The organism is Sphingobacterium prati (assembly GCF_013167215.1).
Classification (GTDB): domain Bacteria; phylum Bacteroidota; class Bacteroidia; order Sphingobacteriales; family Sphingobacteriaceae; genus Sphingobacterium; species Sphingobacterium prati.
Genome location: NZ_JABJWY010000009.1, coordinates 254,493 through 280,569, shown reverse-complemented (window position 1 = coordinate 280,569; position 26,077 = coordinate 254,493). Strand labels below are relative to the sequence as shown.

General features: G+C 41.8%; 15 protein-coding genes. All 15 read left to right on the top strand.

The features are described from left to right. Positions 1–8 precede the first annotated feature (8 nt). The 15 genes from HPC41_RS02575 (at position 9) to HPC41_RS02505 (ending at position 25,887) form a co-directional block, all read left to right on the top strand. The gene (locus HPC41_RS02575; RefSeq protein ID WP_172392416.1) at positions 9–1,523 is read left to right on the top strand and encodes a RagB/SusD family nutrient uptake outer membrane protein; all 1,515 of its coding nucleotides are present in this window, start codon (positions 9–11) and stop codon (positions 1,521–1,523) included. A gap of 12 nt (positions 1,524–1,535) precedes the next feature. Further along, positions 1,536–2,642 carry a fasciclin domain-containing protein gene (locus HPC41_RS02570; RefSeq protein WP_172392415.1) on the top strand — a complete coding sequence of 369 codons (1,107 nt, stop codon included), beginning with the start codon at positions 1,536–1,538 and terminating at the stop codon, positions 2,640–2,642. 22 nt (positions 2,643–2,664) lie between these two features. Continuing rightward, entirely contained in the window at positions 2,665–3,777 is a 1,113-nt protein-coding gene (locus HPC41_RS02565; protein WP_172392414.1) for a DUF5007 domain-containing protein, read from the top strand. A gap of 12 nt (positions 3,778–3,789) precedes the next feature. Then, on the top strand, positions 3,790–6,948 hold the full coding sequence (locus HPC41_RS02560; RefSeq protein WP_246250296.1) for a SusC/RagA family TonB-linked outer membrane protein: 3,159 nt from the start codon (positions 3,790–3,792) through the stop codon (positions 6,946–6,948). Between the two features lie 24 nt (positions 6,949–6,972). Beyond that, positions 6,973–8,508: a RagB/SusD family nutrient uptake outer membrane protein gene (locus HPC41_RS02555; protein ID WP_246250294.1), complete on the top strand. Its 1,536-nt coding sequence runs from the start codon at positions 6,973–6,975 to the stop codon at positions 8,506–8,508. 11 nt (positions 8,509–8,519) lie between these two features. Then, positions 8,520–9,284, top strand: coding sequence for a fasciclin domain-containing protein (locus HPC41_RS02550; protein WP_172392412.1), 765 nt, complete (start codon positions 8,520–8,522; stop codon positions 9,282–9,284). Positions 9,285–9,314: 30 nt separating this feature from the next. Then, entirely contained in the window at positions 9,315–10,931 is a 1,617-nt protein-coding gene (locus HPC41_RS02545) for a DUF5008 domain-containing protein (RefSeq protein ID WP_172392411.1), read from the top strand. A 22-nt stretch (positions 10,932–10,953) separates the two neighbouring features. Continuing rightward, entirely contained in the window at positions 10,954–12,684 is a 1,731-nt protein-coding gene (locus tag HPC41_RS02540) for an alkaline phosphatase family protein (RefSeq protein WP_172392410.1), read from the top strand. Positions 12,685–12,700: 16 nt separating this feature from the next. Further along, positions 12,701–14,071 (top strand): discoidin/SUN/FTP domain-containing protein, encoded by a 1,371-nt coding sequence (locus HPC41_RS02535; protein WP_172392409.1) that lies wholly within the window; start codon positions 12,701–12,703, stop codon positions 14,069–14,071. A 47-nt stretch (positions 14,072–14,118) separates the two neighbouring features. Next, a complete protein-coding gene (locus HPC41_RS02530; RefSeq protein ID WP_172392408.1) occupies positions 14,119–15,162 on the top strand; it encodes a PKD domain-containing protein in 1,044 nt (347 codons plus the stop codon). A 294-nt stretch (positions 15,163–15,456) separates the two neighbouring features. After that, on the top strand, positions 15,457–17,745 hold the full coding sequence (locus HPC41_RS02525; RefSeq protein WP_172392407.1) for a GH92 family glycosyl hydrolase: 2,289 nt from the start codon (positions 15,457–15,459) through the stop codon (positions 17,743–17,745). A 152-nt stretch (positions 17,746–17,897) separates the two neighbouring features. Beyond that, positions 17,898–18,278: a hypothetical protein gene (locus HPC41_RS02520; RefSeq protein WP_172392406.1), complete on the top strand. Its 381-nt coding sequence runs from the start codon at positions 17,898–17,900 to the stop codon at positions 18,276–18,278. Positions 18,279–18,422: 144 nt separating this feature from the next. Beyond that, on the top strand, positions 18,423–19,529 hold the full coding sequence (locus HPC41_RS02515; RefSeq protein ID WP_172392405.1) for an efflux RND transporter periplasmic adaptor subunit: 1,107 nt from the start codon (positions 18,423–18,425) through the stop codon (positions 19,527–19,529). A 13-nt stretch (positions 19,530–19,542) separates the two neighbouring features. Next, positions 19,543–24,093, top strand: coding sequence for an efflux RND transporter permease subunit (locus HPC41_RS02510; protein WP_172392404.1), 4,551 nt, complete (start codon positions 19,543–19,545; stop codon positions 24,091–24,093). Positions 24,094–24,366: 273 nt separating this feature from the next. Further along, complete coding sequence (locus HPC41_RS02505; RefSeq protein ID WP_172392403.1) at positions 24,367–25,887, top strand: DUF6377 domain-containing protein; 1,521 nt, start codon at positions 24,367–24,369, stop codon at positions 25,885–25,887. Positions 25,888–26,077 lie beyond the last annotated feature (190 nt).

Genomic DNA, 26,077 nt, shown 5'->3' with positions numbered 1-26,077 from the left:
GAAAAGAAATGAAAAGATACCATCTTATAATTCGTTTTTTACCGCTTTTCCTACTCTCTCTGGGAGGGTGTAAGAAAATGTTGGATATTGATTCTTCCCGTACAGTCAAAGAGGAGAATATGTGGAATGCTCTTGAAGATACCCGAGCCGGACTGATGGGGATTTATGGACTTACCAAAGCAGCGTTGGACGACAATAATGCATATTGGCTCTATGGGGAAGTCCGGTCAGGCGATTTCGAAAGCCCAAACCGGCAGGATTTAAAGGCTATTATTAAAAATGACCTCAAGGCAAATTACGAATCCTTGGGAGCACTATCCAATTGGAGACGTTGGTTTGCGGTAGTCAACGCTGCCAATATATTTATGGAACGCGCTCCGGAAGTCCGGGCAAAAGATCTGCGCTATACCGAAAATAACCTAGTGGTCGATGTCGCCCAGGCAAGATTTTTACGTGCTTATGCCTATTTTAACATGGTACGTATCTGGGGTGATGTCCCTTTGATTTTAAATTCCCACGATGGAAATTTTGAAAACAAAGCGCGGGAGGATCGCCTAAAAATCTATGCCTGGATCGAAAAGGAAATGTTTGAAGCCGCACAGCTCTTACCTTACTCATATAGCACGGGAGACGAACAGCAAATAGGCAATTATTACAATGAAGCCTCCTCACGCTGGAGTGGTGCACTCGTTCGCAAACTTTCTGCCTATGCCATTTTAGCACATTTAGCCGCATGGCAAGCAAATTATGCGGACGCAGCCGCATATACGCAATTTATCATGGATAATTATTCAAAAGGGGGAGCCTATTATTTATCAACTTCATTTTTAACAGATGGTAATGGATTCTTCTTTGAAAAAAGATCAGAACAGATGTTTTCTTTCCCCTATATCTGGGCACACGTTGAAGCTTCGTTCACAGGGCATATTGAAGAACTTACACTTGCCTCTCCTGTGGTGAGTAAATCCGTCCCGGATATTTATATGCCGAAAGAGACGATCCTAAAAACCTTTAACGAGAAAAAAGATCAACGCTTTAGCATCGATACCCTCGGAAATCCGAATACGGAAGTTTATTTCCGAAATTTTAATAGCAAATATCCCATTTTTAGCAAAATCAAATGTATCATGGGCGGTTCATCCGATCCGACATTCCGAATTTTTACCAGTGCGACAATTTTGACCCGATTGGAAGATATCACATTGTTGCGCGCCGAAGCACTTGCTGTACTGGGAGAGAAATCTACTGCGATTGAACTGTTGAATGAAATTCGGGAAAGGAGGGGCCTCAAAGTTTATAGCGAAACGGTCAATGGCGATTTAATTGATGCAATTTTTTTGGAGCGGAAAAGAGAATTGATGGGGGAGGGGCATCGTTGGTATGATATGATCCGCCGTGAAAAGATCAAACATGATAATCCCCAGTTGGCCGGACTAATCGCCAACGATGGAATTTATTGGCCGATTGCCAAGGAAATTCTGGCCCAAAATAAGTTAATCGCACAAAATTCTTACTGGAAGTAAAGGAACAACAAAATGAGAAAGAACCTATTTGTACGCTGCATATACGCATTTTTAGTTTTGGTCTTGCTCTATGCTTGTGCCAAAGATAAAGGCTATTATTCGCCGATATCGAAAGAGCCAGTTTATAAGGGCAATTTATACAGTTATCTGAAAAGTAAACCCGGGGTTTACGATTCGCTGATTAAGGTGATTGATCGGATCGGCTTACAAAAAAAACTGGAGGACAGCACAGTGACTTTGTTTGCATTGACCAACGCAAATTTTCAATTGGCTATTCAGAATCTCAATAATACGCTGAGTGTTTCGGATAAGCCGGCGCAGTATCTGACCTCGGTAAAATATGAGATACTTGACTCATTGATGTGCCAGTATATTGTCCAGGGACGCACCTCGAGTGATTCACTTTTAAATCAAGACGGTAAAGATGTTCGCGGTATCCGCTATGGCTACCCGATGCATATCGGATTGAATCGACAAGCTTCGTCCGGATTCTTGGATGGTGGACCAACTATCATTGACTTTTCTGATACCAGAAGATCTGTTTTCAATCGTAACTGGGTGACCACAGAGACAAGCTCACTAAATATACAGACCGACAATGCAGTGGTGCATGTGTTGAATCCAGACCATGTTTTTGGTTTCAACAAGTTTGTCAGTCAAATCATATACATCCCGCCACCAGAGAATCTATTTGTTACAGTCGGTGGAGTAGGGTCAGCATCAAAAGAAGCTTCTGGCGGGCCAAATGCAGTAGAGGCATCCAAGTACGTGTTTGATGGTAATCCGGAGACCAAATTTTTCCTTTCAAATCCTGGACAATTCTATCTGCAATGGGATTTTCCTGTCGCAGTGGCAGCCAATAGTTATACGCTCCGGTCTGCCAATGATATACAGCCGCGGGATCCAACAGACTGGACTTTGCAGGGACTGAACGAGCAAACAGGCAAATGGGAACTTTTGGATACCAAAAAAGACGAAGTATTCGACGAGCGGTTTCAGTTACGTGTATTCTTCTTCAATAATACCACAGCGTATAAAACTTATCGTTTGAATATTGCCCGGATGTATAGCGGGGGGGATTTCCAATTGGCAGATTGGACGATGAACCGCAATCAATAAACCAATTTAACAAGATATAGACATGAAAATTTCGAAAAGAAATAGTACGATATATAGACATGCATGCTCCTGGGGTTTATTGATCTCATTGTGTGCGGGCTTAAACGGGTGTAAAAAATTATACAATCTACCGGACGAAAAGGAATTTTTAAGTGTGAATCTGACCTATGATGGAAAATCCTTTTATCCCATTTTGGGGCGTACATCTCTTATGGGGACAGTTAATACAGATCACTCAACCACACCATTGCATTTTGAGATTATTAATCCACGCTTTGGTGATGGCAGACCTTACACTGATCTTTTTCAGGTAAAGCCTGTATACCAATGGATCACACGTTATGATGGTACAGAAAAGAATCTGGAAGAAATTGAGGCTAAGCGCAAGCTGGTCAATCGTCCACTTTTTGAAGTGGATTCTACGGGTACCTTTATCCTTTGGAATTCTTCTACGAATGAGTTGATTCCACCCCGTTCCAAAGACAGTATTGACCTCGTTCAGAATGTGCGTTATTTTGATCTCAAAGTTTCTAATTCCGGTGGCTCTACGGTCGTTAAGGATTTTATGATTCTCCCTTGGCGGGTGCAGGATTATGAACCTTATTCGGATAAGAATCCTTATAATGGGGAGGTCGCTCCCGATCCACAAGATCCCAAAAACCCCAAGAAGCAAAGTTACATTTGGCCCGCTTATATGACCAACATCTATGGTGAGTCTTCCAACCAGCTTTTGCGGACAAATGACGAATTCAAGGATTTAGTTGTTTATATCCGCCGTTTCGATGGAGGCAATGGCCATAATCTGCGATTTGTTTTTTGGGATAAAGACAAGAAACCGATCAATCCCGAAAATTTTAATGAAACAAACTGGGCTGAACTTGTGCATGGTTTTAACATAAAGAAAACGCCTACTTATGTGCAATATGATGTGGCATATCCGATTCCGTTGACCAATTATCCGACCAAATACACCAATGGAAGTAGTGCAAAAATTGATTTTGGCTATTCGAGGATTGGATTTGGCGGGACATTGGTCACGGCAGGATTTGGCCTAAACTTCAAAATATTTACCAAAGGTGATTGGGAGATTGTCTTCCATTTTCAACGGGAAAATCCACGATTTGATAATGAATAATAGCGGAAAGTTATGCAATTAAAAATATTTTATAGCAGATTTATTTTACTGGCGTTGTGTATGCTTTTGTCTGTTGGGGCTTTTGCACAAGCGATTATTATGTCCGGCAAAGTAACGGATGATAAGGGGCGGGCGCTTGCTGGGGTAACGGTACGTTTTGGGAAGACCTCACGTGAAGTTACCTCAACGAATTCCTCGGGAGCATTTAGCGTGACTGTTAGCGCCGGCACGTCAATCGCATTTCGATTGATCGGTTACGAAGGGGTCTCGATGACTGCCCGGGCAGACCGCACAGTAACTGTTCGTATGAAGGAACTCGACAATCAGATGGATGAGGTTGTGGTACGGGGTTATGTCAAGCGGCCAAGGGAAACAACTACCGGGGCTTCGACCAAGATCAGCGGAAAAGAAATTCAGGATATCCCTGCAGCCAATGTAGAAAACCTGCTGCAAGGTAAAGTGGCTGGGTTAAATATACAGGTCAATACCGGGGCTCCGGGATTCAGGGGCTCAACGCAGATCCGGGGACTTTCGACCATCAGCGTTAGTGGAAGTGGAGATCAATCGTTTTTAACGCCAACCTCACCCTTATATGTCATTGACGGAGTACCCATGGATGCCGACCGGGCAAATGAATTGGGGCTCAGTCAACAGGGGCCTGGTATTAGTCCGTTGTCATTGATTCCACCCGAGGATATTGAAAGTATTGAAGTTCTGAAAGATGCACAAGCAACATCGTTGTATGGATCATTGGCTGCTTACGGTGTTATAATTATCAATACCAAGCGCGGCAATTCTGAAGTGCCAAGGGTACGGTATACGGGTAATTTCTTTTTGAAAACACCACCAAAACTACGGGAGACTTTGGGCGGAAATCTTGAACGTCGCCTTAAACTGATGCAAATTTACGGCAATGCTTTATCTCAATTGGATCTGGATCAAATTTCGCAGACACCCATGTTGTCTGACAGTTTGAATGCTTATTATAATAACTCGACCAATTGGCAGGACTTGTTTTATGCAACAACTTATAACCAAACGCATAACGTCGCCATTGATGGTGGTAACCAGAAGTTGAACTATAAAGCAAATCTGAATTATTACAATGAAAACGGGATCATCAAAAATACCGGTTTTGATCGTTACATGGCCAATATGCGCTTTGAGTACTATCCAAATGAAAAATTTAGGTTTACAGCTCAGGTAAATGCATCCCTTGGGTCTAAAAGTAAAGGAAATGGCTTAGGTATATTGCAGTCTGGCGTTGCAACCAATGGAACATTCTCTACGTTACTCCCAGGGCCCTCCTTTTATCTGGCTTCATCGGGATATAACTCGGCTTTGCAAACAAAGAATGATAATTCCTCCAAGTCGATCAAACCATTTATCGAAGCGTCCTATGAATTTCTTTCCGGTCTACGCGCAACAACGACTGTAAGCTATGAGTCTACTTCTGACAATGAGAATACCTTTACGCCTGCTGCTGCGAACGGCCAATTTGCCCAGGTGTATGCCTACTACGGGCGCTACAATTCTCTCTATAATCGGAATTCGATCAACTATAGTCACACTTTCAATGAAAAACATACCGTGTTCTTCAATTTGTTCAATGAAATCCGCACCTTAGAAAAGCAAGCAAATGCGGCATTACAGGCACGTACGCCAAATGATCAATTTGAAGGACCTTTGGGTTTTGACGGGTATTTCTCCAAAGGTGGGGGGCTATTGCGACGCGGATTTGGAAAAGAACGTGGGTTATCTTTTGCGATTGCGGGTACCTACGATTACATGAAGCGCTATGTGGTAGATCTTTCCTACCGTAGGGATGGGTCTTCTCAAAACGGATTTGGAAATTTATACACCAAAAACCCAGCGGTGGGTTTCCGCTGGAATGCCTACCATGAAGAGTTTTTAAAAGAGGTCGATTGGATAAACCTACTTTCACTACGAACCAGTTGGGGGGTAAATGTGATGCCAAATAGTACGCTGGAACGGGTGTATGGCAAATACGACATTACTGGGAGTTACAATGATAAGATCGGTATTGGTATCAATTATGAGCAGATTCCAAACCCTAATCTAAAACCTACGACAACCACACAGTACAATCTTGGATTAGACCTCGCTCTCTTCAACAATAGGTTTGAAATGACTTATGACACCTATTATAAAAAGGTGGATAATATTCTTTTTGAAGAGCGCCTATCTTCTTCTTTGGGTTTTGAAAAGGTCAATAGTAATTCTGCTGCAATCGCCAATTATGGGCATGAGCTTTCCCTGATGTTCAGGCCTTGGACCGAGGGGCGCTTTACCATGTCAATTGGTGCAAATGGGGCCTATAATAAGGATGTATTGCTCAAGTTGCCGGAACATTACGGCGGACAGTTTGTTCGATGGGAAAATATTGACAAGTATAAGCAGCATATTGTTTTTCGGGTTGGTACATCAACGATGTCCAACTACATGTTGCTAAACCGGGGGGTGTATAGCACAGATGCCGATGTGCCTGTGGACCCCGCGACTGGCCGGCGCTACAGGATGGCAAATGGTACCGAGTTTCAGGCCGGAGATCCCATTATTGCTGATCTTGATGGCAACTATATTCTGGACGAAAATGATTATGCGCGTACAGGAAATTCTCAACCATTGATCACAGGAGGGATGCAATTGAATTTTAATTATAATCATGAGACGTTGGGCTCATTTGGATTAAATATATATGCATCCTATACAGCAAAGCGGACGATCTTAAATAATGCTCTGGCGGAACGACTTCAATTGATGAGTGATCCTTACGGAGATAAGGCAGTAGTCCCATTGGATGATATCAACATGTGGATGAAACCTGGCGATGTAGCAAAGTATCCCTATGCGTATGATTTTAAACGGTATGCAAATATTAACCCTTTCCGGATGGACCAGGATCTATGGGCTGAAGACGGATCCTACTTTAAATTAAACAGTGTAACGCTTTCCTATATGTTTACAAAAAATGCTGCGAGACGGTATGGTATGGAGCGTCTGCGGGTGTTTGTATCGGCAGAAAATTTAAACACATTTTCGAAATACAGTGGTCCCAATCCCGAGAATGTTACGAGCATGGGAAGGGATGGTTCTGGTGGATACCCTGTTCCGAGGCAATATAATGTAGGTGTTAATATCGATTTCTAATAGGTTGATGTCATGAAAATTAAAATGAATTTAGGAAAAATCGCAGTTGTCTTATGCCTATGTGTATTTGTTACTGTGGGCTGTAAGAAGTTTTTGACCGTTGAGCCTATTGATCGGCTTACAGGAAATAATTTTTATCAATCCAAAGAGGATGTTGAGGCGAATATTGCCCGTATCTATAGCCAGTTTTTTGAAAAATTGAATGAATCTTGGGTGATGGGCGCTATAGGGGAGGCTCGGTCTGGTGAAATATTTCCATCTCCGACCTCTTCTGGTGACCGGATGATCCTGCGTGATCTGGGGACAAACAATATGAACATGGTTTATATTAATAGTTCTCCTGGAGGTCGCTCAAGTGGCTATGAGATGTATAAAGTTGGTATTTGGGATACTTATTATAAAGTGATTCAAAGTTGTAATATCCTTATTTCCAAATTAGAGGAAGGTATCCCCGGGCTTTCAGCCTCCGATAAAGACCGCTATAAGGCAGAAGCGACATTTATGCGCTGCCTCAGCTATTTTTGGATGGTTCGGCTTTACGGTGATGTGGTTTATTATACCGATCCCTATTTTGCACAGCAGTTGGGTAGAGAGGATATGGTGTCTGTCATCGATAAGTGCATAGATGATCTAGAACCGGCCAAGGATATTATGCCCTGGACGTTTGGCGACGCATCACAACGGGGCGCCAGGGCGAGCCGGGGTAGTATTATCGCCTTGCTGATGCATATGAAAATGTGGAATGCGAACTTTAATCCATCGATTGCAACCAAATATTATGAGAGCGTTGCGGCATTAGGCAAGGAGCTGCGGAGTAGTGGCGCCCATTATTTGTATGCGCTTACACCGGAAAATTGGGCTAAAGTCTCTAAAGGCCGTACCGAAGAATCTCTATTTGAATTTTATCGCACGATCAATTATGGCGACCAAAATAATGCCTATGCTCCCTTATGGGACCACTTTTTGAGGTGGCCATATAAATTCCCACGTTACAATCAACAATTTAGCATCGCGTATTATTCGTCGGTGTTTATGTCTAGGATCTACCCCTTGAATGGACCTGCGGATAAACGAAAAGAGATCTGGTACGAGGATATGTATGCGAATGATGGTCTATTTGTGCTGAAAAAATTTGCTGCAAATGTATTTGCCTCAGGAAATGAGGATTCTAATCCGGATAATACCTTTATGATTTTTCGCTATGCCGATGCACTTCTTTTGGAGGCCGAAGCTTTGGCAAATCTTGGATCAGCACGTGAGGCTGAAGCAATCAACGTATTAAATATAGTTCGGGACAGAGCCGAAGCCCCCAGATATACTGGCGGTGGTACTGATCTCAAGAACTTCATTTTTGAAGAACGCTGCCGAGAATTGATCGGGGAGGGTGTACGCTATTTTGATCTGATCCGAACACGACGGATATTGAATCCGCAGTGGACAATGGCGCCGATGACAATCGATCAGTACAATCGACGTGCCTGGACATGGCCTTTAGACGCTTCGGCCAAGAATTTTAATGCTAAAATCGTATTGAACGAATATTGGACTAGTGGAAACTAACGATGTGTATTATGAGAAGTTTAAAAAATATAAGCTACGTATTGTTGATAAGCCTGTTGTTTTGTGGCATAGGGTCATGTAAGAAAGATGATTATTACAAAGATGGTGGATTGGCTCAGGCAAAATTTGAGGGATCAATTATGGCCTATCTGGATTCAAAACCGAGAGAATTTGACTCCATTGCGCAGATCGTCCGTTTGGCTGGATTGGAAGAAGATTTCAAAACCAAAGAATTTACCTTCTTTGCGCCAAGGGACGAGAATATCAAACGGTTAATTGGCCTGGCAAGAGGAAATTCACAGAATGGAGCTTCGGGTGCCAATATGTTGCTGTACCAATTGGGCAGGGATACAATTAAAACACTGGCGGATGTAGATAGTACGATTTGGCGCAAATATCTCTTGCGGTATATGTTTAATGGAAAACGTAAACTGATGGATTATCCGCAGATCGATTTCGACTTATTGAATGTTTATAAGGGACAGAATTATACGTCGTTTGGCAATACTGTTTCCAATATCGGTGTGGTGTACAATGACGCGATCAATGACTCGGACAAAAATAACATTACCAGACTGAAATATATGGGGTATAGACAGCTTCATATTTCTTATATCCCAGATATCAGTAGGCCTAGGGAATGGATTTCTTGCCCCGTTGCATCTTCTGATATACAGCCTGATAATGGTGTTGTACACGTTATCGATTATACAAAAGCTGAGTTTGGATATGGAAGAGGAGAGGTTATTGTTGATATTTTGGAAAGTAAACGTTAAGAACCAGTTGTGAATTAAATTATGGACGTTATGTATAGAATCATGTGGAAATATATTGTGCTATTGTTTGTCGTCTTTCTCTGTTTCGGATGTAAGAAGGATAACAAAACATTTTCTGCACCCTATGAGGAAGGGCTTCCTCCTTTGGATATCGAGATTAATCCAACAGATAAGATGCAACCAGAGTCTGGGAAAACCGGTACGGAAACAACTATGCGAATCAAAGGATTGGATAAATATAAAGATAAAGCTGTTATTCGATTCAATGGGGAAAAAGCCGATGTGATTGAACTGACCGCTGATCACGTCAAATTGAAGGTGCCTCCGTATGCAAGTACAGGTGTACTTTCGGTAACAATTGATGATATCGTATTCTTTGGCCCTCAATTTACTGTTTTAGGAAATGTGGCCATAGATGCGACCTTTCAGGTGGGTGTGGGGACAAATAATTTTGTTTCGGATGTACTCTATTTGGAGGATGGTAAAATGATCTTTACCGGTGCCTTTACAAATTATAATAATAAGGGGTCAATACGTCCGATAAACCGCCTGGTGCGGACATTTGCCGATGGTACCTACGATGCAAGTTTTCGCATAGGAACCGGCGCAAATAATTCACTGAATAGCATTTTAAAGTTTGGTAATTTCTATTATTTGGCAGGTTCTTTTTCTGGATATGGGCAGCGCAATGCTGATATCAGCAACTTGACCCGGATCAATATGACAGGTGCAATAGACACCATGGGCATCAAGCCGTTCCGTAGGCCCGGTCAAACGGATACGTTGAAATATTATCCTGCATTTAATGGTGGATTTGACGGTAATGTAGGTAATATTTATGAATCTGATGGGAAGATTTTAGCGACAGGGAATTTTAGGTATTATATTCATCGCACCTATGGCAAGCCCAATAAACTGGAAACGAGAGATACCGTTATTTTGGATAGTACGGAAATTAGACATGTTGCACGACTCAATACCGATGGTTCATTGGATAAATCGTTCAGATTTGCGCCTGATGGAAAATCGTTTGTCGGTGGGAATGGCAATGTTGCTACAGTTTATCATGCTGTTGGTCCACTAAAAGGAAAAATTTTGGTGTATGGCGGATTTAACCGTTTTGATGGCGAGTCCAAAGGGTATATCGCCCGCTTAAATGAAAATGGTACATTGGATGCAACATTTAATCCTGGTGCGCAAGGCGCCGATTACAACATCTCATCGGTCACGTACAATAGTGTGACGAATAAGTATCTGGTAGTCGGTTCTTTTACAAAATACAATGGTTCTACCGCTGTCAAAGTCGCCTTGCTCAATGCAAATGGCACGTTGGATCCTTCTTTTCAGGCGAAAATATTCGAGGGCGGAAGCCCATCGTATGGTTTGCAGCTAAACGATGGACTGATTGTACTAGCCGGAGATTTTGTGCGCTATAATAATATCGCCCGTAACGGATTTATGATTTTAAATGCAAATGGCGAATTGAATGCTGCGTATAATACTTCGGGATACTTTTCGGGATATATCAACAAAGCTGTCGAAACGAAAACGGAGGATGGAAAACGCGCATTGCTGCTGATGGGATCTTTTAATCGATTTAATAATGAAGAAGTGCGCAATTTGATTCGCATTAAATTGGAACAATAACCTAAAATTAAACGGGATGAAAATGCAAGATAATTTTCGAAATATACATTTGTGGCTAACCTATTTATTGCTGATTTCGACGATGGTTGCCTGTAAGGATGAGTTTGGACGCGTTATACCGGACAATCAGGGCGGGCAGGATACAGTCGATCTAGTGTACGGAAAGCCGAAGGTACTACTGATAATAGCTGATGGGGCCAGAGGTGAGTCTGTCCGTAATGCAAATATCCCTGTCATGAACGGTTTACTGGATCATGCCATTTATTCATGGGTATCGTTGAGTGAAGAGCACGAAGATAAGCAGGCGACAGGAGCCGATTTGGCAAGTATTATTACCGGAGTCACCCAAAATAAGCATTTGGTAATGGGAGACAATTTTAGCAATAATAACCTACAGACTTTTCCTACTGTCTATACACGGATTGCTACGAATGTTAAAGCACCAGAGTTTAAAGTGTATAGTAGTTCCAAATTGTTTGTTGATAATTTGGCCCCAACGGCCGTTGCCAAGCTTGAAGGATCTGATCAAGCGGTTGCTGATGCCGTAAAAGAAGGATTGAAGCAGCCTGATTTAACGATGTTAACAGCCCATTTTACCGAAATTGACAAGGCGGGAAAAGCAACAGCCTATGATAACAGCAGTGCGCGGTATAAAATGGCCATTGAAAACTTTGATAAACAAGTGGGCGAAATCACAAAGGCGTTGGAACAGCGGTCGACCTTTAAAAAGGAAAATTGGCTGGTGATTATCACCTCAAGTAAGGGCGGACCTTTTGAAATTCCTCCTGCGCAAAACGACAATACCATTTTTAGTAATGCCAATGTCAATACATTTACCATATTCTATTCACCTAAATATAATTCAAGATTTATCAATAAACCGTATTTGGGGAGCAGATTTTCCGGAGATTTTCTACGCTTTAAAGGGGGCATATTTGCCGAGATGGCCGAGGCAGATACGCTCTTTGACCTAGGGGATAAGGATAGGGAATTTACCATTGAATTAAAAGTGAAAAAGAGTAAGGGGCCAAATAATACGTATAGGTTTCCAAATTATCCGTCTTTTATTGGAAAACGTGAAAAATGGGAATCCGGCGCGCCTACAAATGGATGGATTATGGCCTTTAAAGATGATTATTGGATGTTTAATGCGCGTGGTCCAAATGGAAGCGGAGAGGTTAACGGCCCGAAATTGAACAATGCAACCTGGAACAATGTCACCGTTGTGGGATCTATAACCAGTGACGGGAAAAGGCTTATTAAAACCTATACAAATGGGTTGCCTGGAAATGAAATGGATGTCAGCGCTTGGGGAGTGATTAACAGTCCTGCGAAGCTGCGGCTTGGGTTGGTCAATGGCGGTAGCAATTGGAATGAGGGCGACTATTACATTGCAGACGTGCGTTTTTGGAAAACGGCTCTGCCACAATCCGTTATTTCTCAATATAATTGCGAAGTGGGAATAAGTGAGGATCACCCTTATTTTCATACGTTAGCGGCAAACTGGCCAGTCGTTGGCACAGTTACAGATGGTTTACTTTACGACGAAGGTCCATTTGGAAACACCTTGAAAGTTGGTAATACAAGCTATGAAATATCAAAGCTTAATGATTTTCTATGTGCTCCTTCTGTGGAAACCATCAGCACCTTGGTACCCAAAAGTACGGATATTACTGCGCAGATTTTTAGTTGGCTACAGATTGCAAGACAGGAAAGCTGGCAGTTGGATGGCCGGGTTTGGATCGATAAATAATCTTAAAGAAGATAATATGAAGAGATTTTTTTATTTTTTGGCGACGGTTTTGAGCTATTGCCAATTTGTAGGCTGTTCGAAAGATAATCTTGAAGCATTTAACCTGCAGGATAATACGCCTGTGCAGGTTATTGCTGAAGGCGGAGGGAAAGACTTGGTCAAGACCAATGATTATGTTCAGGTACCCATGAAAGTTAAGCTGAGCAGCCCCGCATCAAAAACCTTTGATGTCGAGCTGCAGTTAAATACCGATACGGTAACGAAGCTTATTGAATCGGGAACGTTAAAAGATGTAATAACACTGCCTAATTCGGCCTTTTCTTTCCCGAATGTGGTTAAATTTCAATACGGTTCAGATACAGCATCCTTTGTGCTTACCATATCCAGAACAGAAATAGAACGGGTGTATGGCAAAAAATTTGCACTTTCTTATAAACTAACCAACCCAGGTAAAGGCAATCAATTGGGGAATCCAAATAGTGTCATCGTAACCCTGGATTCCAAAAGTCTGCTAACGGCAGCAGATATTCATTATCTTTCCATAACGAATTCGCCAGCGAGCATAATTATGGCAAGCAGGCACAATAATTATAATACCACACCTTCCGGAATTGAAATCCCGTTAGGGGTTTCATTGGCCTCGTTTCCGAGTAAATGGTTTTATGTGGAAGTACGTGGTACGACGGATTCCATTTCAAATTGGATAGCTAAGAAAATATTGCCTGCAAATACGGTGGGACTGAAGGAAAATGAGTTTACGCTTCCATCACGTGTGCAGGTATTGGGCAACAAGTCATCTGCGGACTTCAATATTTCAGTTCCTTGGGATATTATTGCAAAAAATAAAGACAAATACCTGGCAATTACTGTCTATTTAAAAGATCCGACGTTGCATGTCATCAATCCGAAAAAGAACTACACAACTATTTTGATTGATTGTGCAAATGTTGTTGAGTTTGATGTGACGCAAGAGGGTACATTAACGGTCAATAGAGATAATAATGGCGGCCCGAATGCAGGAGAGGGAAGTCTTAAATTTGTCGATGACCTGACAAGTACCAAATTTTTACAAAGTGCTTTTACAGGTGATTTGCAATGTACATTGACCTTTACACGCACACTTAAAATTGGAGCCTACACACTTACTTCTGGAAACGACGCGATCGAACGTGATCCAAAGAGCTGGACACTCGAAGGTTCTCTTGATGGTAGTACTTGGGAAGTTATCGATACGAGGACAAATGAAAGTTTCCCAAATCGTATTCAAACACGAAGATTTAATGTACAGAAACCGGGTAGCTATAAATTTTACCGTCTGAATATCACCGAGAATGTTGGTAGCAGTTTATTCCAATGTTCGGAATGGCGGATGATTGAATTCTTGTAATTAGAGCTACTCACTTGTGTTATTTTATAACGATGAAAATTATAGTCATGAAATTAGGAATATATATTTATAGTATAGTTTTACTATTTGCTTTACTTGGCTGTGGTAAGGATAAGGAGGTTGTGGTTGAAGAACCGCAACTCCCTAATCCTCAGTCAGCCTTCTCAATCAAGCAGGTCGCCAAGGATGATCCTTTTACATTTGAATTTACAAATCAATCCAAAGATTACACGGAAACGCGCTGGAGTTTTGGTGATGACAGTACGTCATCGACAACATCTCCACAGCATACATTTTTAACCACAGGATCTTTTATTGTGAAGTTGCGCGTGCTTAATGAAAATGGAGATTGGGCGCAACGCGAACAACTTGTGACAATTGATGCAGAAAAATTGGTGCGCTTCAATGCGACAAAAAATGGAACGGGTAAACTGATCCTGAGCTACGATAGCGATATTGCCGTTAAAAGTGTTGCTTGGTCTCTGTTGACTGATAATGACCAATACGAGCAGGTCTCTGATAAGGCCAAAGCCGATATATCTATTGGCGTTGGAATGTTTGCAAATTATAAACTTGCCGTCAAGACACCAAAAGGTTCTGTAATAGAAATTCCCAAATTACTTACGGATCTAGGGATCGTCAAAGACTTGACCAATATCGACAATACCTTCCGCATCTCGCAGGATAATTCCAGCGGGCCTGATGCGGGAGAGGGGTCTAAGAAGCTTATAGATGGTGATCTGACAACTAAATTATTTATCGGTGGCTACCAGCCGGGGATGTTCTGGCAGTTTGCGTTCTATCAACCTCAGACAATCAATGCGTATACCATCACGACCGGAAACGATTCACCCGAACGGGATCCCAAAGACTGGGAAATACAGGGATCTAATGATGGCGAGACTTGGGTGACTTTGAATACTGTAACAGGTTATAGTTTTGGTACAGCACCAACAGACCGGAGAAGATCGCAGCCTTTTACATTCGTGAATACAAAACCATATAGTTATTATAGGTATGTTGTTAAAGCTGTTTCTTCGGGGTCAAATTTCCAGATGACAGAATTCAGATTATTGGCATTGCCACAGTAGTTCGATGCGATATCGTTAGCATGCAGCAGTGATATTAAACAGAGGATACCGGGGATATACTATTGGGAAGGCAGTATTGGCGTTTACAGCGAATAAAATGTGGACTTCAATACTGTCTTCTTCTTTTAGGTTGATATAAAATAAATTGGCAATAGTTGATATCGTTTGTTTATTGTAACCATCTTGTGAAAAATAACGCTTTATCCCCCTAGATTTAAAATTCTTGTTTATATTTACTAATACGTTTTAGCTTTTTAGGTTATTTATAAAGCAGCTTTGTCCAAATCAATAATTATGTTCAATATTAAAAAATTAACAAGCAGTATTCTTTTTCTTTTTGCGGCTCATGTCAGTTTAGCACAACAATCTTCTCCAGTAGACTATGTAAACCCGTTGATCGGGACAGAATCTAAATATGAATTGTCGAATGGAAATACCTATCCTGCCATAGCGCGCCCTTGGGGAATGAATTTTTGGACACCGCAGACAGGGAATATGGGCGACGGCTGGGTATATACCTATACCGCTGATAAAATCAAAGGATTTAAGCAAACGCATCAGCCTAGTCCATGGAATAACGATTATGGACAGTTTTCTTTGATGCCGATAACGGGTAAGCCGCAGTTTGATCAGGAAAAACGGGCCAGTTGGTTCTCGCATAAAGCAGAGGTTGTAAAGCCTTATTATTATAGTGTTTACCTGGCAGACCATGATGTGACTACAGAGCTTACACCTTCACAGCGTGCGGCGGTTTTTCAATTTACTTTCCCAAAAACAGACGAGGCTTATGTGATTATTGATGCTTTTGACAAAGGATCGTATATTAAAGTGATTCCACAGGAAAATAAAATTATTGGCTATTCGACAAAAAATAGCGGTGGTGTTCCGGACAATTTTAAGAATTACTTTGTCATTACCTTTGATCGCCCCTTTTCCTACAAAGCGGCGGTAGAGAATGGTACTATCAAAAATGATCAGTTGGAAGTTCAAGATGACCATGCCGGAGCGATTGTTGGTTTCCCTTCGTTAAAAAAGGGTGATAAAGTAGTCGCTAAAGTTGCTTCTTCCTTCATCAGTTTTGAACAGGCAACACTTAACCTGAACGAAGTAAAGTCCAAAACATTTGAACAGGTTGCTATGGAAGGTAAGGAGCAATGGAATGAAGTGTTAGGCCGTGTCCAAGTTGAAGACAATAATATTGATCGCCTGCGTACTTTTTATTCCTGCCTTTACCGTTCGACATTATTTCCACGGGATTTCTCGGAAATTGATGCTTCTGGAAAAAGAATCCATTATAGTCCCTACAATGGACAGGTTTTGCCTGGTGAGATGTTTACGGATACAGGTTTTTGGGACACGTTCAGAAGCTTGTTCCCACTTTTGAATTTATTGTACCCGTCGATGAACGACCGTATGCAGGCTGGCTTGGTGAATGCTTACAAGGAAAGTGGCTATTTGCCTGAATGGGCATCACCAGGGCATCGCGCATCTATGATAGGCAATAATTCGGCATCTATAGTCGCTGATGCTTTAGTCACCAACAGGACGGGTTATGACAAAGAACTTCTTTGGGAAGCACTAAAACATGGCGCTAACAATGCATACCCCAAACACTCCTCTACCGGGCGGTTTGGTCATGAATATTACAACAAATTAGGCTATATTCCTGCAGATGTAAAGGTGGATCAGAATGTGGCAAGGTCGCTGGAATATGCGTATAATGACTGGTGTATTTATGAATTTGGAAAAGCCTTGGGTAAACCAAAATCCGAAACGGCTATTTATGCACAGCGTGCGATGAATTACAAGAATCTTTATGACCCAAGTACAAAGTTGATGCGGGGCAAAAAATTAGATGGCTCTTTTGTCGCTAATTTTGATCCAAGCGCCTGGTCGCGTGAATATACGGAAGGAAATGCCTGGCATTGGAGCTTCTGTGTATTTCATGATCCACAGGGATTAATAGATTTGATGGGTGGAAATAAATCATTTGTTTCCATGTTGGATACGGTATTTGCTATTCCAAGTTATGAGGGAATGAAGAGCCGTAGCATGATTCATGAGATGCGTGAAATGCAGGTCATGAATATGGGACAGTATGCGCATGGCAATCAGCCTATCCAGCACATGCCTTATCTCTACAATTATGCGGCAGAACCTTGGAAGGCACAATATTGGATCCGCAAGATTATGGATAAACTTTATTTACCTACTCCCGATGGTTACTGTGGCGATGAAGATAATGGCCAAACATCTGCTTGGTATGTCTTTTCTTCACTGGGATTTTATCCTGTTTCGCCGGGCTCCGGAGAGTACGTTATTGGCTCTCCTCAGTTTGAGAAAGTAACCTTAAAACTCGAAAATGGTAAAGAGGTTCGTATCCATGCAAAGCAACAGGGATTAGATCAGGTCTATGTCAATCAACTTACCTGGAATGGAAAGGCGTATAATAAAAACTATATCCGTTATTCAGACCTGCTAAGTGGCGGAAATCTAGCGTTCAAGATGAGTGCAGAGCCAAATAAAAACAGAGGAATCAAAAAAGAGGATGCGCCCTATTCTTTCAGTAAGGAAAAGCGTTAAGATGAAGTTTCATTACATACCTTAAAGATCAAATGATATGTACAGTTTGATTTATAATAGGTAAAGTATTAAAACCATGATGACAAACCCAGTTGCTGTCATGGTTTTTTTACACGAATAAAATAATCTTGGTTATTTAAAATCATACCTTTGTGATTCGAAAATTCGATATGTTAGGTAAGTTATTCCATCTTTTAACACTCTTTGCGTACCTCAACCTCTTGACGTATGAGTCCTTCTCATCAGCGACAGGACAGGTGCTGCATGCGGGGGAAACTATCGTGGAATATTTTTTGGATGATGTATTGGATTTAGAACCTATTCATTCTTCTCAAGAAGAGAAAGTGCTGTTGCAGGACGACTATCGTATATTTGCTGTCAATAGTCAGGTCCTGTCAATCTTTATTTTTGTCTTTGGAATCGTTTTTACAGCCTTATGTTTTACCAAGGATAAGGTACATCCGTTTTATCGGTCGAAAACCCTCTGCCGGCCCGGTTATTATCAATTCTTATACAGATTCCGGCCCTTCTAAGTGTCTGATCTCACTTTCCTATCGGAGTCAATAAAATAATACTATCTTTCTTTCTAATGATGTTGGGATTGTACTTTCCCTGCATTTTCATATCGTATTATTATAGCTCCCCTCTAGTTTAACATTTTATTTTTTATCGTTTTTATGAAGAAATTACTTGCGCTGTGCCTATTATTAGGTACGGTAGGGATGCTGGCTTCCTGCCGCTCCTCCAATGCGAATGCCGAGCAAAAAGAAGAAATTAAGAATATACCTGTTACACCATTGATTGTAATGGATACAACAGTATATCAGGAATATATAGCCGATATCCAGGCTCTAAAAAATGTGGAGCTTAGGTCCAAGCTGAATGGCTTTTTGGATAAAATCTATGTAGACGAAGGAGCCTGGGTAAAGAAAGGCCAAGTATTGTTCAAATACAATAATGAAGAGTATCGTTCGGAGTTGGCCAAAGCCAAAGCGCAATATGATAATTCCATTGCTGAAGCACAAAAGATCAAACTCGAAATGGAAAGAACCCAAAAATTGGTCGACAAAAATATCGTGAGTCCATCCGAGTATAACCTATTGAAGATTCAGTTAAAAGCGGCAAATTCCAAAATTGAAGAAGCCCGCGCGCTTGTCAACCAAGCCCAGACAAGACTCGACTATACCGTAATCCAAGCACCATTTGATGGCCGGATAGATCGAATCTTACTAAAAGAGGGATCATTGTTGACTGAAGGCAGTCTGATTACCACAATTTCTGATCTAAGTCAGGTCAATGTTTATTTTGATATTTCGGAGCGGGAGTATTTAACAATGATGCAAGATAAACTGGATGGGAAGGAAATCCGTAAGACCGTAAAGTTGATTCTGGCAAACGGAGCATTATACCCACATGAGGGGGTTGCCCATATTGTCGAAAGTGAATTTGAAGCCAATACGGGATCTATTGCACTTCGTGTCCAATTTCCCAATGCGGAACATATCCTGAAACACGGTGCGTCCGGTAAGATTGCCGTGCCTATGGAGACTGGAGAGCACGCATTCGTACATCAAAAATCTGTATTTGAGATCCAGGATAAAACATATGTTTACGCCATGCAGGCAGACAGCACAGTGAAGATGACGCCTTTTGTTGCGGGCCCTCGTGTAGGACATTATTATATCGTAGAGGCTGGTCTTGATCCGAATGTTAAAGTGGTCTATGAAGGCGTGCAAAACCTGCGTAATGGAATGAAGATTAATCCAAAATTGAGGAAGCTGTAGCGGAGGATAAATTATGTTTGAAACATTTATAAAAAGACCCATATTATCGCTGGTCATATCGGTTTTTATTACCCTCTTGGGTTTGCTGGCTTTATTCACATTACCTATTACACAGTTCCCGGATATTGTGCCCCCTTCTGTGGTGGTGAATGCCAATTATACAGGAGCAAATGCGGAGGTAAGTACCAATGCGGTGGCTATTCCGCTGGAAAAAGCTATTAATGGTGTTGCGGGGATGACCTATATGAACTCCGTGTCAACCAATAATGGAAGTACGGTGATCCAGATCTTCTTTGAAGTAGGTACCGATCCGGATATCGCCGCGGTCAACGTACAGAATAGGGTAACAACAGTACTGGATGAATTGCCGGAAGAGGTTATCAAAGCCGGAGTAACGACGGAAAAAGAGGTCAATTCGATGTTGATGTATCTGAACGTCTTTACCGAAGACCAAACTGCTGACGAACGTTTTATCTATAACTTTGCCGATATTAATATCCTGAAGGAACTCAAACGTATCGAGGGTGTCGGGCTAGCCCAGATTATGGGTATGCGTGACTATGCCATGCGCGTTTGGGTGAAGCCGGACCGTATGGCAGCCTATAATATATCTGCTGAAGATGTGGTTGCCGCTCTGCGCAAGCAGAATATCGAGGCTGCACCTGGGCAAACTGGTATTAGCTCAGATAAAATGCGCAATATGCAGCAATACGTATTGCGTTATCCGGGCAAGTTTACTGAAATTGATGAGTATGCCAATGTGCCTATCCGTGCCAATTCCAATGGCTCAATTATTCGGATTAAAGACGTGGCAGACGTTGAATTTGGTTCCCTGGATTATGAAATGGTTTCCAAGACTGATGGTCGTCCATCGGCATCCATTATGCTGAAACAGCTGCCCGGATCAAATGCGCAGGAAGTTATTCAGCGGGTAAAAGATCGTATGGCCGAATTAAAGGAGAGCTCATTTCCTGCTGGTATGACCTATACCATGGGGTATGATGTATCCCGTTTCCTGGATGCCTCTATTTCATCGGTGATCAAGACTTTGTTGGAAGCATTTCTGTTAGTATTTATTGTCGTGTTTATCTTTTTACAGGATTTCAGGGCGACGGTTATCCCGATCCTAGCGGTGCCGGTCTGTCTGATCGGAGCCTTGTTTTTCATGCAAATGTTGGGCTTTTCAATCAATTTGTTGACCTTGTTTGCACTGGTACTGGCCATTGGAATTGTGGTGGATAATGGGATTGTAGTCGTAGAGGCCGTGTATGCCAAAATGGAAGAAGAGCATCTACAACCCATGGAAGCGACCTTGGAAGCGATGAAGGAAGTTGGGGGCGCCGTCGTGGCAATCACCTTGGTGATGTCAGCAGTGTTTGTTCCGGTAGCTTTTCTATCCGGCCCTGTAGGAATATTTTACAGACAATTTTCTTTGACGCTGGCTGCGGCAATCGTGATTTCAGGTATTAATGCATTGACATTGACACCAGCCTTGTGTGCGCTTTTCCTCAAATCACCCCATGATCGCAAGCCATCCAATAATTGGTTAGACCGATTCTTTAAACAATTTAATAAGATTTATGACCGTACAGCTTTTGGCTACAAGGGAATATTGGTGAAAACAAGTGCGAGACGTGGACTTACGCTATTATTATTAGGTGGTTTCTTTTTGGCTACTTGGGGGAGCAGCGCCATACTGCCTTCCGGATTTATTCCAACGGAAGATCAAGGGATGATTTATGTCTCCGTAACTACGCCACCCGGTGCGACCGTAGATCGTACTGAACGGGTATTGGATAAGATCGATTCTGTTTCGCGAAAACTGGATATTGTTGAGACGGTTTCAACCTTATCGGGATATAGTATTGTGACCGAAGTATCAGGAGCGTCTTATGGTATGGGAATGATCAACCTTAAGCCATGGAAGGAACGTGATCAGACGGTCGATGATGTGATCAAAGAACTACGCGAGAAAACAAAGGATTTTGCAGATGCACAGATTGATTTCTTCCCACCGCCAACGGTACCGGGTTTTGGTAACTCTTCGGGATTTGAATTGCGCCTATTGGACCGTAGCGGTAATGAGGATCTGAATAAAACAGCGGAAGTATTACAGAAATTTATGGATGACATGGAGAAAAGTGAAGTGCTCCAGGATATCAGTTCCAGTTTTGATGTTAACTTTCCGCAGTATATGCTGAAAGTAGACTATGATATGGCCGCAAAGAAAGGAATATCAGTAGAAAATGCGATGAACACCTTGCAGACCTTGATGGGAAGTCTTTATGCAACGAATTTTATCCGTTATGGACAAATGTACAAGGTGATGGTACAGGCAGGACCAGAGTACCGTCAGCGGCCCGAAGACGTACTTCGGCTGTATGTGAAGAATGAAACGGGAGAAATGGTGCCCTATAACGCTTTTATTTCCATGGAGCGTATTTACGGGCCGGAGCAGATTACGCGGTACAATATGTTTAGTTCGGCGATGGTGACAGGACAGTCGTCGCCGGGTTTCAGTTCGGGCCAGGCAATCGAAGAAGTGGAAAAGATTGCGTCTTCCTTGCCACAAGGCTATAGCATTGAATGGTCAGGGATGACCCGAGAACAAAAGATATCCGGAAATCAGGCCCTGTATATTTTTGCGCTCTGTCTATTGTTTGTTTACTTATTGTTGTGTGCCCAGTACGAAAGCTTTTTATTGCCGCTGCCGGTACTACTCTGTCTGCCAGCAGGAATTTTTGGGGCCTTTATCTTCCTGAAAATATTTGGCTTAGAAAATAATATCTATGCACAGGTCGCTTTAGTCATGCTGATCGGGCTTTTGGGTAAAAACGCGATCCTCATTGTGGAATATGCCAATTTGAAATATAAGCAGGGAATGGATATTGTCACGGCGTCCATTGAGGGGGCTGTCGCGCGCTTACGCCCTATTTTGATGACTTCTTTTGCATTTATTGCCGGACTGATCCCATTGATGATGGCGAGTGGCGCCGGAGCGTTGGGGAATCGAAGTATTGGTACAGCTGCGGTCGGAGGGATGCTCATCGGAACGATATTGGGAGTTATTGTTATTCCAGGTCTCGTGATCTTGTTTTCCAAAAAAGAGAATAAAAAACAGGTCATTAAACAGACCTCATTAGTAATCGCTGCACTCATTCTCTTTGGCAGTTGTGCTGTTCCCAAAAAAGCAGTACAACCTGAAAAAATTGCCGTGCCCACAGCATTTTCAGAAAGGACGGCAATTGATAGTATGAATGTTGGCAATCGCTCCTGGCGGGAGATTTTTAAGGATCCACTTTTAGTCGCACTGATTGATTCGGCTTTACATGCTAATATAGATATCCGTCAATCCATCTTACGGTTAGCGTCTGCGCAAGCCTACTTTAAACAACGTAAAGCAGCATTGGGACCGACTGTGGAAGCAGCGGTTGAGGGTGGAATACGTAAGTATGGCCACTACACTGAATCGGGGATCGGTAATTATGATTCCAATTTTTCGGACAATTTGAAAAGTGACGAAAAACTGCCGGAACCATTTATTCCAGATTATTTTATTGGGCTTCGTTCTTCCTGGGAAATCGATCTATGGGGTAAATTAAAAAGCCAAAGGCAAGCGGCTTACTTTGGCTTTTTGGCCGAGCAAGAAGGGAAACGTCTGTTAGAAACGGAACTGGTATCCAATATTGCGACGGCCTATTATGAGTTGATGGCCTTAGATCAAAAAATCAAGGTCTATGACCGTAATATTGAACTGCACACCAATGCACTTGAGGTCGTGGAGATAAAAAAAGATGCGGGTTATGCGACTGAATTGTCGGTTCAGCAGTTCAAAGCGCTATTGGCGAATTCTAAATCCGCCAAAGAAAAATTGAGCCAGGAAATTGCACTTTGGGAACATCATATCAATGGATTACTAGGACGCTATTATCAACCGATCAAACGTAGTACGTATGTTGAGAACACAAACTTATATCATGCAATGACTTTCGGTACTCCAGATGATCTGGTCAATCAACGTCCGGACATTAAAGCTGCTTACCTGAAGATGATGGCCTCATCAAATAGTCAGGAAGCATCAAGGCTAGCTTTTCTGCCATCGGTGGCCATTAGTCCTTTTGTCGGTTTACAGAGTTTTAGTTTTAACAAGCTATTTAATCTGGACAAATCCATTGCCTATAATTTATTTGGGGGTATTACACTCCCCATATTGAATCAAAGGCAATTAAAGACACAGTATGAAATTGCAAAAGCCGATTATGGAATTGCTTTTTTGGACTATGAAAAATCCGTTTTGAATGCTTATAACGAGGTTTCCAATGTCATTATGACGCAAGAGGCAATCAGCCGACGTCGGATCTTTGTGGATGAACATGTAAAGGCGCTGGATCTTTCCATTGAAGCTGCACAGGAATTGTTTATTGCCGGAAGAGTGACATCACTGGATGTTGTCACCGCACAGAAGGAAGCCCTGGAAGCACAAGTTGGAAAAGTAGAACTCGAAAAGGAGAACACATTGAATCAGATTCTGCTCTATAAAGCTTTGGGTGGTGGCTGGAAATAAAACCGCCTTTGGATGATAAGAAAACTATTTTTCATGCGATAAAGAATTAACTTGTTAATTCTTATACTCTTATATGGGTTAGGGAAAGAGGCCGTCGTGAGATGTCCTCTTTTTTGTTGTTATTTTTATGTAGTTTAGCTATGACTATGTTGAACCGGGGTTATTATGTTGCAGCGCATTTTAGTTTTCATTTTTTTATTTCATGTATGTTTTTCACTATCCGCCCAAGATTACTCGGATAGCACTAAGGTTTTTCAGCGATTGGAATATCTCATGGAAAATCAGAAAATTTATGTTAAGAATCGAGAAGACAAACTGGATAAACTAAAACAGGAGGCAAAAGCACTCGAAGATAATCAACAGCTGTTTTTTCAGAAGAATTATGAAATCTTTGAGAATTATAAGAAGTTCGATTCTGATGCTGCACTCAGCTATATTACCCTTTGTCAAAAACTGGCTCCCAGGGACAATGATTCACTTCAGACCGTTATTCATTTAGATTTAGCCTGGGTCTATTCCACGATTGGACGATATATTGAAGCCTCAGCATTGTTGAACCGAATTAGTGCCACAGGCCTTGGTACCAAACTTTTGGCCAAATATTACGATACCTATAGCTCATTCTATAGCCATTATGGACAAAGTAATAATCGTCAGGAATATTATCAGGCAAGTGAACATTATCGGGATTCGTTATTGAAGGTTTTACCCAAATCTTCCTTGGAGTACCGGACAACCATCGCGACCAAGACTTTGTTTAACGGTAGTCGGGAAGACGCGAAAAAACAATTTCTAAACCTTTGGAATGAAAACCAGAAGGATTTGGAGCAACGGGCATTATTGTCCTACTTTATAAGCTTGATCTATAAATATGAAAAAAATACTGCTGGCCAGCTTTATTATCTAGCTGTCTCAGCAAGTGCGGATATCGAGATGGCAAATCGCGACAATGCCTCCTTTCATGATTTAGCGTTAGCATACTATGACAAACAAGATTTTGATCGCGCTTTTCGTTATATAGAAAAGGCCATTGATGACGCCATGTTATGTAAAGTGCGTTATCGGATTATTGAGGGTACCTCTTCCTATCCAATTATTAATGCCGCCTATCAACAGAAAATCAATAGTCAGAACAAGCAGTTGATTGCACTCGTTATCGTGGTCAGTATTTTGTTGATCGGCGGGATTATTGGCTTGATTGTGATCTATCGTCAAGTCCAGCATTTACGAAAGATCCGGTCACAGCTGTCAGCAACGAATCAACAATTACGGTCTTTAAATAATGAAATTAATCAAACCAATCTAAAACTATCAGAATCCAATCACATTAAAGAAGAATATATTGCCCAGTTTTTTGATATGTGTTCGAGCTATATCGACAAAATGGAGGATATACGAAAAGCATTGTTGAAAAAGGCATCTAACCAACAGTGGGAAGCACTGCGGGAGCAACTCAAATCCACACAAATGGAGGAAAGGGAGATACAGCAACTGTATATCAATTTTGACCGAATATTTTTGAACCTTTATCCGACATTTGTTGATGAATTTAATGCGCTTCTTCAGGAAGATGAGAAGATCTATCCGAAGAAGACGGAGTTGCTCAATACCGAACTGCGTATTTTCGCTTTGATTCGATTGGGGATAGATGATTCGGTTAAAATTGCCAGTTTCCTTAGGTATTCCCTGCGTACGGTTTATAACTACAGAACCAAAGTACGGAATAAAGCTGCTGGGAACCGCGATGGCTTTGAAGCTTCGGTATGTCAAATTGCAACTATTGATCGTTCCTAACCGTCGCCAATGAGCAGATGTACTGCCCTCTTATGCACCTATAGGTCTTTTTTAAGTACTTTTTAGTCCGTTTTTATTTTTGCAAAATACTGAATAGTAGATTGTTGTGTTTTTTGACCGGTACTTTTTGAGTACTTGGTCTTTTTTTCTTGTATGGCTCCTAGTAGTTTTGTTTTGAGCGATAGAGCAG

Excerpts from the sequence above, each read along its gene's own strand:
- HPC41_RS02575 (WP_172392416.1), top strand. The coding sequence starts at position 9 with ATGAAAAGATACCATCTTATAATTCGTTTTTTACCGCTTTTCCTACTC.
- HPC41_RS02570 (WP_172392415.1), top strand. The coding sequence starts at position 1,536 with ATGAGAAAGAACCTATTTGTACGCTGCATATACGCATTTTTAGTTTTG.
- HPC41_RS02565 (WP_172392414.1), top strand. The coding sequence starts at position 2,665 with ATGAAAATTTCGAAAAGAAATAGTACGATATATAGACATGCATGCTCC.
- HPC41_RS02560 (WP_246250296.1), top strand. The coding sequence starts at position 3,790 with ATGCAATTAAAAATATTTTATAGCAGATTTATTTTACTGGCGTTGTGT.
- HPC41_RS02555 (WP_246250294.1), top strand. The coding sequence starts at position 6,973 with ATGAATTTAGGAAAAATCGCAGTTGTCTTATGCCTATGTGTATTTGTT.
- HPC41_RS02550 (WP_172392412.1), top strand. The coding sequence starts at position 8,520 with ATGAGAAGTTTAAAAAATATAAGCTACGTATTGTTGATAAGCCTGTTG.
- HPC41_RS02545 (WP_172392411.1), top strand. The coding sequence starts at position 9,315 with ATGTATAGAATCATGTGGAAATATATTGTGCTATTGTTTGTCGTCTTT.
- HPC41_RS02540 (WP_172392410.1), top strand. The coding sequence starts at position 10,954 with ATGCAAGATAATTTTCGAAATATACATTTGTGGCTAACCTATTTATTG.
- HPC41_RS02535 (WP_172392409.1), top strand. The coding sequence starts at position 12,701 with ATGAAGAGATTTTTTTATTTTTTGGCGACGGTTTTGAGCTATTGCCAA.
- HPC41_RS02530 (WP_172392408.1), top strand. The coding sequence starts at position 14,119 with ATGAAATTAGGAATATATATTTATAGTATAGTTTTACTATTTGCTTTA.
- HPC41_RS02525 (WP_172392407.1), top strand. The coding sequence starts at position 15,457 with ATGTTCAATATTAAAAAATTAACAAGCAGTATTCTTTTTCTTTTTGCG.
- HPC41_RS02515 (WP_172392405.1), top strand. The coding sequence starts at position 18,423 with ATGAAGAAATTACTTGCGCTGTGCCTATTATTAGGTACGGTAGGGATG.
- HPC41_RS02510 (WP_172392404.1), top strand. The coding sequence starts at position 19,543 with ATGTTTGAAACATTTATAAAAAGACCCATATTATCGCTGGTCATATCG.
- HPC41_RS02505 (WP_172392403.1), top strand. The coding sequence starts at position 24,367 with ATGGAAAATCAGAAAATTTATGTTAAGAATCGAGAAGACAAACTGGAT.